Origin of the sequence: Cryobacterium cryoconiti (genome assembly GCF_004403065.1) — a bacterium.
GTDB classification, from domain to species: Bacteria; Actinomycetota; Actinomycetes; order Actinomycetales; family Microbacteriaceae; genus Cryobacterium; species Cryobacterium cryoconiti.
The window spans coordinates 40,943-53,515 of sequence record NZ_SOHA01000036.1 but is presented as its reverse complement, the minus strand read 5'-3'; the positions used below and the strand labels follow the sequence as shown (position 1 = coordinate 53,515).

The 12,573-nt window shown below is 67.6% G+C and carries 12 protein-coding genes; 6 read left to right on the top strand and 6 right to left on the bottom strand.

The features are described from left to right. Positions 1-65: 65 nt before the first annotated feature. The 3 genes from E3T49_RS12165 to E3T49_RS12155 are packed head-to-tail and all read left to right on the top strand — an operon-like array spanning position 66 to position 2,677. Positions 66-782: a CoA transferase subunit A gene (locus tag E3T49_RS12165; RefSeq protein WP_134425175.1), complete on the top strand. Its 717-nt coding sequence runs from the start codon at positions 66-68 to the stop codon at positions 780-782. Positions 783-830: 48 nt separating this feature from the next. Beyond that, positions 831-1,487, top strand: a complete 657-nt coding sequence (locus E3T49_RS12160) for a CoA transferase subunit B (protein ID WP_134425174.1) — start codon at positions 831-833, stop codon at positions 1,485-1,487. Next, entirely contained in the window at positions 1,484-2,677 is a 1,194-nt protein-coding gene (locus E3T49_RS12155; protein ID WP_134425173.1) for an acetyl-CoA acetyltransferase, read from the top strand. Before E3T49_RS12160 ends, E3T49_RS12155 begins: the two co-directional genes overlap by 4 nt. Positions 2,678-2,704: 27 nt before the next feature. Here the strand turns inward: E3T49_RS12155 and E3T49_RS12150 are convergent, their stop codons facing one another. Continuing rightward, positions 2,705-3,538, bottom strand: a complete 834-nt coding sequence (locus tag E3T49_RS12150) for a shikimate 5-dehydrogenase (protein ID WP_134425172.1) — start codon at positions 3,536-3,538, stop codon at positions 2,705-2,707. 212 nt (positions 3,539-3,750) lie between these two features. Between E3T49_RS12150 and E3T49_RS12145 the strand changes: the two genes are divergently transcribed. Continuing rightward, positions 3,751-6,660: a putative bifunctional diguanylate cyclase/phosphodiesterase gene (locus tag E3T49_RS12145; RefSeq protein ID WP_134425171.1), complete on the top strand. Its 2,910-nt coding sequence runs from the start codon at positions 3,751-3,753 to the stop codon at positions 6,658-6,660. Between the two features lie 94 nt (positions 6,661-6,754). Here E3T49_RS12145 and E3T49_RS12140 read toward each other — a convergent pair whose 3' ends face one another. Genes E3T49_RS12140 through E3T49_RS12130 form a run of 3 tightly spaced genes read right to left on the bottom strand, consistent with a single transcriptional unit; the run spans position 6,755 to position 8,296 of the window. Then, on the bottom strand, positions 6,755-7,135 hold the full coding sequence (locus E3T49_RS12140; protein WP_134425170.1) for a hypothetical protein: 381 nt from the start codon (positions 7,133-7,135) through the stop codon (positions 6,755-6,757). After that, positions 7,128-7,721: a hypothetical protein gene (locus E3T49_RS12135; protein ID WP_241972803.1), complete on the bottom strand. Its 594-nt coding sequence runs from the start codon at positions 7,719-7,721 to the stop codon at positions 7,128-7,130. Before E3T49_RS12135 ends, E3T49_RS12140 begins: the two co-directional genes overlap by 8 nt. Next, entirely contained in the window at positions 7,718-8,296 is a 579-nt protein-coding gene (locus E3T49_RS12130; protein WP_134425168.1) for an RNA polymerase sigma factor, read from the bottom strand. Before E3T49_RS12130 ends, E3T49_RS12135 begins: the two co-directional genes overlap by 4 nt. Positions 8,297-8,417: 121 nt before the next feature. On the opposite strand from E3T49_RS12130, the gene E3T49_RS12125 reads away from it, so the two are divergent. After that, the gene (locus tag E3T49_RS12125) at positions 8,418-8,651 is read left to right on the top strand and encodes a hypothetical protein (RefSeq protein ID WP_134425167.1); all 234 of its coding nucleotides are present in this window, start codon (positions 8,418-8,420) and stop codon (positions 8,649-8,651) included. Positions 8,652-8,777: 126 nt separating this feature from the next. Here the strand turns inward: E3T49_RS12125 and E3T49_RS12120 are convergent, their stop codons facing one another. Further along, the gene (locus tag E3T49_RS12120; protein WP_134425166.1) at positions 8,778-9,752 is read right to left on the bottom strand and encodes a magnesium transporter CorA family protein; all 975 of its coding nucleotides are present in this window, start codon (positions 9,750-9,752) and stop codon (positions 8,778-8,780) included. 48 nt (positions 9,753-9,800) lie between these two features. Further along, entirely contained in the window at positions 9,801-11,291 is a 1,491-nt protein-coding gene (gtfA, locus tag E3T49_RS12115; RefSeq protein WP_134425165.1) for a sucrose phosphorylase, read from the bottom strand. A 514-nt stretch (positions 11,292-11,805) separates the two neighbouring features. Here gtfA and E3T49_RS12110 point away from each other — a divergent pair. After that, the gene (locus E3T49_RS12110; RefSeq protein ID WP_134425164.1) at positions 11,806-12,540 is read left to right on the top strand and encodes a TetR/AcrR family transcriptional regulator; all 735 of its coding nucleotides are present in this window, start codon (positions 11,806-11,808) and stop codon (positions 12,538-12,540) included. The last annotated feature ends 33 nt before the right edge of the window (positions 12,541-12,573 follow it).

Here is a 12,573-nt window from a genome sequence, read left to right as displayed (position 1 = left end):
CATGACCAACGGAAGTCGTGTCCACAAGGTGGATACATTTACGGATGCTCAACGAGGAGAATTCCATGACCAAGGTCCGGTCCAGCGCACGTGAAGCTCTCGGAGACGTGCTCCGCGACGGCATGACTCTCGCCGTCGGGGGCTTCGGCCTCAGCGGTATCCCGGCCGACCTGATCGACGCCGTGCGGGCATCCGGTGTGAAGGATCTCACCGTGGTGTCCAACAACATGGGCGTCGACGGCAAGGGCCTCGGCGTGCTGCTCGAGGCCGGTCAGGTGCGACGCGTGATCGCCTCCTACGTGGGCGAGAACAGGCTCTTCGCCGAGCAGCTGCTCGACGGTCGGCTCGAGGTGGAGTTCAGCCCGCAGGGAACCCTGGCGGAACGGCTCCGCGCGGGCGGGGCCGGCATCCCCGCGTTCTACACGAAGACGGGCGTGGGTACCCTGATCGCCGAGGGCAAGCCTCTGGCCGACTTCGACGGGGAGACCTATCTGCAGGAACGGGCGATCATCGCGGATGTCTCCCTCGTGCATGCCTACCGGGCCGACACCGAGGGCAATCTCGTTTACCGCTATACCGCCCGCAACTTCAACCCCGTGGTGGCCGCGGCGGGCCGCGTGACGATCGCCGAGGCCGAGGTCATCGTGGAACGCGGCGAGATCGATCCGCACGACGTCGTGACTCCGGGGGTGTTCGTGCAGCGGCTGGTGCAGGCCTCGAATCGGGTCAAGGACATCGAGCAGCGCACGGTGCGCCCCCGCCCCGCCGCAATGCCGGCCTGATACGCATCCGACTTCACCGACCACCCACCGACTGCAGGGAGCAAGACCATGGCATGGACGCGCGACGAGATGGCTGCAATCGCGGCCGAAGAACTGAGCGACGGCGACTACGTGAACCTGGGCATCGGCATCCCGACGCTCGTCGCCAACAACCTGCCCGAGGGGGTGCAGGTGACGCTGCAGAGTGAGAACGGGCTGCTCGGCATGGGCCCGTTCCCGTTCGAGGGCGAGGAGGACGCCGACCTCATCAACGCCGGCAAGCAGACCGTCACGGTGCAGCCCGGCGGCTCCATCTTCGACTCCTCGGCCTCGTTCGGCATGATTCGTGGCGGTCATATCAAGGTGGCCATTCTCGGGGCCATGCAGGTGTCGGGCCGGGGAGACCTGGCCAACTGGACCATCCCGGGCAAGATGGTCAAGGGCATGGGCGGTGCGATGGACCTCGTTGCGGGAACGCCTCGCGTGGTCGTGCTCACCGAGCACACGGCCAGGGACGGCTCGCCCAAAATCGTCAATGAGTGCAGCCTCCCCCTGACCGGCCTCAAGGTTGTCGACCGCATCATCTCCGATATCGCAGTCTTCGATGTGACGGATGCCGGACTCCTCCTGCGCCGTCTGGCTCCCGGCGTCAGCATCGAGGAGGTTCGGGCGGCGACAGAGCCGGACTTCACCGTCGCCGCCGACCTGAACGGGGTGGCCGCATGAGCCTGCGCGAGCAGTTCGGCACGGATGTGCTGCTGGCGGGCTGGGGCCACAGCCGCTTCGGCAAGCTCACGGACGAGACCCTGGAATCCCTGATCGTGCAGGTGGCCTCCGAAGCGATCGCCAACGCCGGCGTCCAACCCGCCGACATCGACGAGATCTTCCTCGGCCAGTTCAACTCGGGTCTGCTTCCGCTCGGCTTCCCCTCATCCCTGGTGCTGCAGACCGACCCGGCCCTGGCGAACGTGCCGGCCACCCGGGTGGAGAACGCCTGCGCCTCGGGCTCGGCGGCGTTCCAGCAGGGCGTGAAGTCGATCCTGGCGGGCACCGCCCGCACGGTGCTCGTGGTCGGAGCCGAGAAGATGACCCAGGCCGCACCCGAACTTGTCGGTTCAGCACTGCTCGGCGCCGATTACGACATGGCCGGCAAGCGCTCGACGACGGGATTCGCCGGGCTCTTCGCCACGGTCGCCCAGGCCTACGAGGAACGCTACGGCGCCGTCGGGGACGTGCTCGGGTCCATCGCGGCCAAGAACCACCGCAATGGCGTGGCCAATCCCTACGCCCAGCTGCGCAAGGACCTCGGTGAAGAGTTCTGCCGCACCGTCTCGGACAGGAACCCGATGGTGGCCAGCCCGTTGCGCCGCACCGACTGCTCCCCGGTCTCCGATGGGGCTGCCGCCGTGGTGCTGACCTCTGAGCGGTTCCGTTCGGGCAGCGCGGCAACCGTGCCCGTGCGCCTGGCCGGCTTCGGCCAGGCCAACGATTTCCTGCCGGCCGCACGCCGCGACCCCACCGAATTCGCGGCCACCCGCGTCTCCTTCGAACGTGCCCTCGCGATGGCCGGCGTGGGGCTGGACGACATCGACTTCGCCGAGGTGCACGACTGTTTCACCATCGCGGAACTGATCATGTACGAGGTCATGGGTCTCACCGAACCGGGGCAGGGCCGTCGGGCCGTCGAGGAGGGCTGGGTGTTCCGTGGCGGCAGGATGCCCGTGAACATCTCCGGCGGGCTCAAGGCCAAGGGGCACCCGGTCGGCGCCACCGGGGTTTCCCAGCACGTGGTGTCGGCCATGCAGCTGACCGGTACGGCGGGGGAGATGCAGCTGCCGGATCCGCGCCGGGCCGTCGTGCAGAACATGGGTGGTGTCGGGATCGCCAACTACGTCAGCGTGCTGGAGCAGGTCTAGCGGTGAAGGGCGGAGCCCCGCCCCTCACTACGCCATATGGGTGCGGGCGAAGGCGGATGCCTCGGCGACCTGCTCCGGAGTCGGGCGCACCCCGGTGTAGCGCTCGAACTGCTCCGCCGCCTGCAGGGCGATGACCTCGGCGCCCGTGATCACCACTTTGCCGGCCGCCCGCGCGGCCAGAATGAGCGGAGTCTCCGCGGGCAGAGCGACCACGTCGAAAACGGTGGTCGCCTCGGCGATGGCCTCGGCAGAATAGGACAGGTCGTTCGCCTCGGCCCCACCCGTCATCCCGATCGGGGTGACGTTCACCAGCAGGGGCGCGGACAGCCCGGCCGGCTCGGCCGCCCACCGGTAGCCGAGCTCGGTGGCGAGAGCCTGCCCCCGCGTCTTGTTCCGGGCGATCAGGGTGCCGTTTTCGAATCCGGAATCGCGGAAGGCGGCAGCGACGGCCTTCGCCATGCCGCCGCTGCCGCGCAGCAGGAACGGGGTGGCCGGATCGATGCCGCGCGCGTGAATCAGGTCGGCCGCGGCGATGTAGTCGGTGTTCGACGCCCGCAGGCAGCCGTCGTCGTTCACGATCGTGTTGATCGACTGAATCGCGCTCGCCGAGGCATCCATCTCGTCGACCAGGGCGATCACGTCTTCCTTGAACGGCATCGACACCGAACAGCCACGGATGCCCAGCGCCCGTACCCCACCGATCGCCGACGCGAGATTCGCCGTCGTGAACGCTTTGTAGACGAAATCGAGCCCCAGCTCGGCATAGAGGTAGTTGTGGAAGCGGGTGCCGAAGTTGCTGGGCCGGGCTGCGAGCGAGATGCAGAGGCGGGTGTCTTTGTTGAGCAGGGGCTGCGAGGTCATGCGTCCCAGTTTACGAGCGCACCGTTGCCATCCTGCGATGTGCGGCGCCGAGGTCGCCCCGTGCGGTCGAGCCCTGGCGGTACGCCGGTCGAACTCGACCGGATCTGCCGATCTCGGCGCCGGGGGCGGGCGCCCCATCCGTCCCGCAACACGAGTATGCCCTTGCCGTCCGCCGCCGATAGAGTCTGTCGTAGGAGGCTGGGGGTCAGACGATGGATGCAGAGCCGCGCGAGACAGCGAGCACGACGATCAGCCTGCTGCTGCGCTACGTCCGCGAGCAGGGCGGCGACGGGGCCGTGGCCGAAGTGCTCGACCGGGCTGGTGTGCAGCAGGATGCTTCGGCCTTGGAGGCCACGTCGATGTGGGTCGGGTACGACACACGCATCCGGCTGTTCGAGGCTGCGACGGCGGTTCTGGGCGACGCGACGACCATGTTCGCCGTGGGCGCCAGCGCGGTCAGCGAGAACATCCCGCCCGTGCTCGTGCAGCTCCTGAGCCTGTTCGCCTCGCCCAGTGCGGTGTATCGCCAGATGCCGCGGATTGTGCCCAAGTTCACCACGACTTCCACGATCGATGCAATCGAGGTCGGACGCACCTCGGCCCACCTGCGCTACCGCCTCCACGACGGGTATCGCCCGTCCCGACTGGACTGCCAATACGCCCAGGGGCTGTTCTCCGCCGTCACGGCAAGCTTCGGGCTTGCGCCCGCGGAGGTCAGCCACCCGGAATGCCAGTCGGACGGCTACCCGGCCTGCGAATATGTGCTGACCTGGTCGACGCGGGTGCGCTGGCGGGCGTGGCGCACCCGGAACCGGCTGGTTGCCGCCGCCCTGGACGTTCTCCGGAACAAGGTGCGTGAGGTGCAGTCGGCCGCCGCCGACCTCGTCAGCAGTGACGACGTCGACGAGGTGCTCGCGCGGATCGTTGATCGGGCTGCCTCTGCGGTGCTTGCTCCGGGGTACCTGCTTCTGATCGAATCCGACGGTGATGGTGCGCCGCTGGTTCGCCACCGCGGGCTCAGTGACACCGTTGCCGACGGCCTCGTGACACGGATGTTGCGTGGCGAGTACCTGGGCGAGCATGCGCTGGTCGTCGCCATCGCCTCCAACCGCAGGACCCACGGCCGCCTGGCCGCACTGTTTGCGCAGGGACAGGCCCCGATGCCCGGAGACCGGGCTCTTCTGGAGGCCTACGCCGGGCACGCCGCGGCAGCCCTCGACCTGTTCACCGCGCTCGACGAATCACGCCGGGAGGGGCTGCGAACGGCCGCGCTGCTCGGCCTCGCGCACCGACTGGCCACGAGCGACGGCGTCGAGGCGATCGCCGGGGTGCTCACGGCGGCCCTCCCGACGATCGTCGAATGCGACGCGGCCTCGGTGCTGCTGTGGGACGCCGAAATCGGCGTGCTTCGTCCGGCCTCGGTCGTCGGCTTCGAGCCGGCTGTTCGAGACCACTTTCTGAGCGTCGCACTGACGGTGGAGCAGACCCCGGAGTTGCTCGGGGTGCTCCAGCGGCAGGAACTCGTGGTCTTCACCGCGGACACGGCCAGCCCGGCCCTGGCTGTGCTGCTGCGTGATGTCGGGGCACACACCGTCGTGGCGGTTCCGCTTCTGGCCGGCGACACCCTGATGGGGGTGGCCACGGTCAGCTGGACCGGAGCGGTCTCAGCCTCGGTCCTGGCGGAGGCCAGCGCCCTGCTCGAGGGCGTCGGTCACCAGGGGGCGACCGCCATGCAGAAGGCCCGGCTGCTCGCCACGGTTCGGCACCAGTCACAGCACGACGCCCTGACGGGCCTGCCGAATCGTGTCCTCTTCGCCGCAGAGCTGCACACCGCACTAGCGGAGGGTCAGAACCACACCACCACGGCGGTCCTGTTCTGCGACCTTGACAACTTCAAGCGCGTGAACGACCGCCTGGGTCACCGGGTCGGCGACGAGCTGCTGCGGCAGGTCGCGATGCGACTGCGCGCGGAGGTCCGCAGCGGTGACGTGATCGGACGGCTCGGGGGTGACGAGTTCGCGGTCCTGGTCACAGGCCTGGAGGGAGAGGCTGCGGCCATCGACCTGGCCCGTCGGGCGGTGGACCGCCTGAACCTCCCCTTCCACCTCGCCGGCCAGGATCTTCGGATCTCTGCCAGCGTGGGCGTGGCCGTGCACACGGGACAGGGAGGCCGCGGAGAGCGCCTGCTCGACGAAGCCGACGGCGCGATGTACACGGCGAAGAGAACCGGACGCAACCAGATCGCCCTCGCGGGACGCCAGGAGCCGGGGGTCGCCGACACGTCCCTGCCGCTGGAACTGGCGTGCGCCCTGGACGAGAACCAGATGAGGCTGCACTTCCAGCCGGTGGTCGACATCTCCCGCGCGGGGGAGGAGAGCGTGGTCGGCGCGGAGGCTCTCATCCGCTGGGAGCACCCTCGCCTGGGTCTCCTGGCTCCGGCCGCGTTCCTTCCGGTGGCTCAGGAGACGGGTCTGATCACTGACCTGGACCTGTGGGTTGTCGGCGCCGCCTGTGCCGCCCTGGCCGGCTGGCCGCAGCGGGCAGGGCGACCGTACGGCGTCGCGGTCAACCTCGACGCCGCCACGCTGCTCGACCGAAGACTGGTTCCCACGGTTCGTGCCGCCCTCAACCGGCATTCCCTCGAGCCGGAGCGGCTCATCCTGGAGGTTGTGGAGAGCAGTGCCCTCATCGACACCCCTCGCATCGTCGAACGCCTGGTGGAATTGCGTCGCCTGGGCATCCATATCTCACTGGACGACTTCGGGACCGGTTTTTCGACGCTCGCCTGGCTGAACAGCCTGCCGGTCGATCAGATCAAGATCGACCGCAGCTTCATCATGAATCTGCCTGACTCCGCCTCCGTGCCGCTCGTGCAGGGAATCCTGGCGCTCGCGTCCAAGCTTGGCGTCGAGGTGGTCGCCGAGGGTGTGGAGACCCTCGACCAACTCGAAATTCTGCGTGCCAGCGGATGCGTGCTGGCCCAGGGCTACCTGCTGGGTCGCCCGAGCGCGACCTTCGACCCGGCCAGTATGCGGTCCGTGGCGGCCGCCCGCCCTGCCCAGCGCCAGGCGCGCATCCCGGCGGGGACAGCCCCCACGAATTCGACGGAGATTCTGCCGTAAACACCCTCACAGCCGTGGAAACGGGCGCTGGAAGGCGAAATCTCCGTCGAATTGGTTCGGGCCGAGCGGGCCGGGCCGGCGTGCTGCGGCGGGGTCAGTCGATGCGGGCGACGCTGACGGCGATCTCGGCCACGTCCGGGTTGCCGTTCTGCTCGAGCTGATCCGTGATCGCGTCGTGCACGCGACGACTCACATCGATCGCCGTGTAGGGGGCGTTGACGCCGATCTTGACCGCGATCTCCAGGCCGGCCTTCTTCTCGTCGACCGAGACGGAACTGTTCGATTTCTGCTCGCCGGTCACGGCTTCGACGGTGGTGGCGATCACCGTTTTGACCACGGCCGCGACGAGCGGCGCCGCCGAGTACAGCTCATCCACGCCGGGGACGGCCAGCACCACCTTGTCGAGCCGGTCGGGAAGCGTGGACGACGTTCCGGGGTCGGTCGACACCGGGTCCGGCGAAGGGGCGTCACTCATCACTGCTCGCTTTCGCCGGTGGGACAAAGGGTTGGTACAGATCGCGGATGGTGATGTCGATGGCCTCGACCGCGAGCTCGGTGTGCTGGCGCAGCGCGGCGTAGAGCGCCTCCCGGAGCTGATCGGCGAGCGATGCGATGATCTCGCCCTCCAGGACCGTGGCATCCACGCGCACCGTGATGGGTGCGCCCGGCTCGGTGACATCGCCGTCGAGGTGGCACCGTCCGACGATGATGTTCGGCACGCTGTCGCCGGCGGCACGCAGGATGCCGCGCACCGCGCCTTCGGTCACGCTCAGGCGAGCGGTCGGCGAGGAGTGACTGATCGGGATATCGCGGCCTGCGCGGGCCTCGAGGCTGATGTGTTGCAGAATCGAGCTGACCCAGCTGTCCTCGCGCTCGGATTCACGTTGAGCGTCCTTGAGGAGCAGGTCGCGGTGCACGCTGCGCAGTCGCTGCATCCCGTTCAGCGCGGTCTGGCACTCGGGGGAGCCTTCGATGCTCGGATCGGCCGGGGTGCGGTCCCGATCGAGGTAGTCGCTCAGCTCTTCGAAGGTGTGTCCGGCAAGCGCGTCGGAGGATGTCATCGCCATTCCTCCATCTCTTGGAGCAGAGTTTTTCGTGCACGTGCCAATAAGCCGCGAACCGTCGAAACGGGGATCTCCAGTTCGGCAGCGATCTCGCCGTAGCTGCATTCCGCGAGTTCCCGCAGCATCCAGCAGCGGCGCTGGTCTTCGGGTAGTTCGGCAAGGACCCGAGTCAGTGCTTCGGTCTGCGACCCTGCCTCTGCCAGTCTATGGGGGGACTGCTGTGCGGGGGCTGGGGCGTCGGTGAGGTCGATGTTCACGTGCTGGCGCCGGGCGCGAACCCGGTCGACGCTCTTGCGGCTCACGATGCGCATCAACCAGCTCTTGACCGCGGCGCCGTTCTCGAGAGTGGGCAGTTGCTGCCAGGCCGTGATGAAGGACTCCTGAACGACGTCATCCATTTCATCGTTCGATCCCAGGACCCGGCTGGCGTAGACCCGCATCAACGGTCCGTAGCGACGAACCAGCACCTCGAACGCCCGCATGTCCCCGTCTGCGGCGCGATCGGAGAGGACCTGGTCGGGGAAAGACTCGAGCGGAGACGAGACTGGTTCGCGGGTCGGGGTAGGTGGCATGGTCCGTTCGCCCTCCATTCACCAGCAAGAAAAACACATGACAGATCCGTGTGACAAATATCCCACAAACAACGTCATATAACTGACAGTCTCTGTCACCCGCAGACCCGAAGGACGCCCGATGCTCTATCTACCCGCCGCCGATGACACTCGACCCGCCATCGCGATCGTGCCAACGTTCGATGCCCTGCTCGCCGGACCGGCCGACGATGACGCCGAAACCGAGGAGCCGGTGGCTGCGTCGCCGTATGTGTGGCGCACCCGAGCCTGGCTGCCCCCCACGAAACACCAGCGGAAAACCGACATCAGCGTGACGAAGGCCGGCGCAATCGCCAAGGACACCGTCACGCACTGAACCCCTCCCTCAAGACTGGCGCTCGGGCATCCGAGGCGCCGCACGACCGGGGGCCGCGATCGACAGGGGCGAAAAGCGGCCCCCACCACCTCACCGGCTCCGCGCCGTCCCGCCCCGGTCGACCTCTCAGATCCAGTCGTTGCGTTTGAAGAGCACATAGAGCAGCGCCGAGAGGCCAACGATCAGCGCGGCCGAACTGTAGTAGCCCAGAGGTTGGGCGAAGCCCGGATACGGCACGTTCTGGCCATAGAAACCCGTGATGGCGGTGGGCACGGCGATGATGGCTGCATAGCCGGTGACCTTCTTGGTGATCACGTTCAGTCGGTTTCCCTGAATCGCCAGATTCGCTTCGAGGATGCTGGTCGCCAGATCGCGCAGGCTCTCCGTCCATTCCATGGCCCGAAGCACGTGGTCGTACACGTCCTGGAAATACGGTCCCATTTCGTCCTGGAGCAGATGCAAGTCCCGCCGGAGCAGCGTGTTCACGACTTCGCGCATGGGAAGGATGATCCGCCGCAGCGTGACCAGGCTCTTCCGCAGTTGGAAAGAGCGGCGCTGCACCTGCTCCTGATCGGAATTAGGCAGGAAGAGCTGATCCTCGAGGTCCTCGATTTCATCGTCGAGGGCTTCAACCGCCTCGAAGTAGCCGTCGACGAGATAGTCGAGCAGACCGTGCAGCAGGTAGGACACTCCGTTGCGAGCCAGATCGGGTGAAGAATCCCACCGGTTCACAACCGCAGCCAGGTCGAACTGTCCGTTGGTGTGCACGGTCACGAGCGCCCGGTCGGTGATGAACGCAGCGATTTCGTTCGTGGTCACCTTCGCCGTGGACGGCTCGATGTCGATGGAATACGCAGACAGGAACAGGTGGTCCGGGTACCGGTCGAGCTTCGGGCGCTGACGCAGGGTGAGAGCGTCTTCCACCGCCAGCTCGTGCAGCCCCAGCTCCCCGGCCAGCAGGGCCAGGTCGCTCTCGCCGGGATCGGACAGATCCACCCAGACGACGCTGTCGGGCAGGGCGAGATGCTCCGACACCTCGGCGAGGGGAAAGTCCTCATCGACGAGGGTGCCGTCGCGGTAACAGCGGGTTCGTGTGCGCACACCTCAGTCAAGCGCGCCGAACGGGTTGCGCCCGCGGGGCGCGCCGGATCAGTCGTTCGAGCCGACCCAGGCGGCGACGGATGCGACCGTGTCCAGCACCTGCGTGCGCCCGGCATCCGTCAGCTCGATGCGGAAGCTCGGTGAGCCCAGAGTCGTGGCCACCGTGAGGCGGGCGCTGGCGTCGGCCGCCGTCCAGAGGAGCTCGAGCCGGTCGCCGCCGACGGTGGACCAGGAGAAGTCTCCCGTGAATGCCGGGTGCGTGCTGCGGATGCGGGCCAGGCCCAGCTGGGCCCGGGTCACGTCGGTGGCAAGGGCTCGGTCGACCTCCTCCGCGGTGTAGACATGACGGTTCACATCGCGGCCGTTGCCGGTGCGCCCGAACAGCTCGGTGTCGTCGAGGCCGCCGAGCAGCCCGACGTAGTACACCTGGGGGCGGCCGGGGAGGAAGTGCTGCACGGCGCGGGCCAGGATGTACGGCACCTCCTCGCCGCCGAGAACGCTGAAGAACGTGGCGTTGATCTGGTGCGGCAGCGTGAACCACTCCGGAATGACGGATGCGATCGCGGAGTGGCCGTTCGTGGCGCGTTCCGCGCGGGCGAAGATGTCGACCATCTCGGCCTGGGTCAGCAGGCCCGGCTTGTCACCGATCGGGCCGGCGTCGATGATGCCGATGCCGTCATGGGTGTCGAGCACTGTGATGGCGTTCTCGGGGCGGATCTGGAACCAGTCGGCGAGGCGGTCGACGGTTCCGGTGCCGAGCGAGTGCAGCAGCAGGGGAGCCAGCGCGAAGTCGTAGACACGGTCGACCAGCGGGGCGATCGCGAGCTGCTGGCTGTAGTGCGCGTGAACCTCGACGAGCACCTCGAGGTTCTCCTCGTGGGCGAGGGCGACGACCGTGCGGGCGAACTCGAGGGTCTGCTCGGTCATGAAGCTGTCGGTGCCGGGGGTCTTCACGGCGTAACCGACGGCGTCGAGCCGCACCGTGGACACCCCGCCTCCGGCCAGCGTCTGCAGCACGCGGCGCAGGTAGGCGAGGGCGGCCGGGTGGTTGACGTCCAGGTCGACCTGGGTGGGCATGAAGGTCGTCCAGACCAGGTGGCGGCTGCCGTCGGCGCCCTGATAGGCGGTGAACGGAAGGCCGGGCCGGGGCCGGTAGAACGCCGTCACATCCTTCTCGGTTCCGCCGTTCGGGAACACGGTGTCGAAGGTGAGGAACATGCCCTCGTAGTCGGAGGCGGTGCCGTTGGCCAGCCAGTCGATGAACTCCACCGAGGAAGAGGACACGTGGTTGACGATCAGGTCAGCGGTGAGCCCGCGCGATCCGGCAAGGGCGCGCATATCGTCCCAGCTGCCGAGGCGGGCATCGACCGCCGCGTGGTCGATCGGGTCGAACCCGGCATCCGCGCCGTCGAAGGGTACGTAGAAAGGCAGCACGTGCACGCTGCCGAACGCGCGCAACGGCCCATCCAGCACTGCCTGCAGGTCATGAATGGTGCCGCCGAGGCGATCGGCGTAGACGAGCAGTTCGACAGCGGTCATGTTCAACTCCGGTTCGATTCGGCGCCACCCGAAGAGGTGCCGATTCAGAAGTTACGGCACCGGGTCGGTCAGTGCAATTCCGGGTCGAGTCTGGTCACCTGCCGGGTCAGGGCGGAGTCACCGGGAACCGTCCTGGTCGGCCAGATTGGTCCAATGCATTTCCAATCCGCACACCTCACAGAGGAACCAGATTTCATCGTCGACCAGCGTTTCCCCGGCCGGCGCCCGGGTTCGCATCCTCCCGGTGCAGGCCTGCTGTTGGCATTGAGGATGAAAATCCATGACCACTTCTCCCTGGTCGCCGAGCGCGACGGTGAATGTGAAGGTGAACGTGAAGCCCGACTGTGAACGTGAACAGACTCGGGCAGGCTGACGCGCGGTGGAACTCGGCGGCGAGGGGTACCCGTTGCGAAATGACCGTGACGTGGACGATACTCCGATTCCGCTCCGGCGAAAAGGGCGCAGGGCGGGCCGGGACATCCGGCCTCGGAATCCGTGATAATTTCGCCAGATCATGTCAGGCCCTCCCGGTGGTTCCGTCCGTCCCGTCGACGCAACGCGCCCGCAGACCGCGCTCTCGCGGGTGGCGGTCGCCGATATCGCAGTGCGGCTGTTCGACCAGCAGGGCTACGACGCGACCAGCACGGTGGACATCGCCGAGGCGGCCGGGATCTCGCGCAGCACCTTCTTCCGGCAGTTTCGGGCCAAGGAAGATGTGATCTTCGCCGACCACGCAGAACTGGTCGCGAGCATCGATGAGTACTTCCGGGTGTCGCACGCCGACCCCTGGCTGGCCGTCTGCGAGGCCGCCACCATGGTCTTCGCCCGGTTCCACGAGCGGCTCGAGATCGCCCGAGTCCGCGATCGGGTCGTGCGGGACACCCCTGTCCTGCGCGACCGGGAGGCCATCATGGCCATCCGCTATGAACGGCTGTTCGCCAGCTACCTGCGCAGCGCCGTTCCGGGAGTGCCGCCTTTGACCGCGATCCGGTTCGCAGCGGCGGTGACCGCCACCCATAACTTCGTCCTGCGCCGGCTGATCCGGGCCGAGGACAACGTCGGCCGGTTCTCGCTGGCCGCCGAACTCGCCGAGGTGCGACGGCTCTTCCATCCGGATGCGGCGGCGCCGGCCCCGGAGGGGCGGTCCGCCGGCGAGTTGGTCGTCGCCGTCTTCCCGGCCGCAACGGACCCCGGAGTGCTGGCTCGCGCCATCGAGGAGCGCCTGCGCGCTCAGGCGCGTTCTCTCTGAGACTCAGTTTCACTTGACCTGAGACTGAGTGTC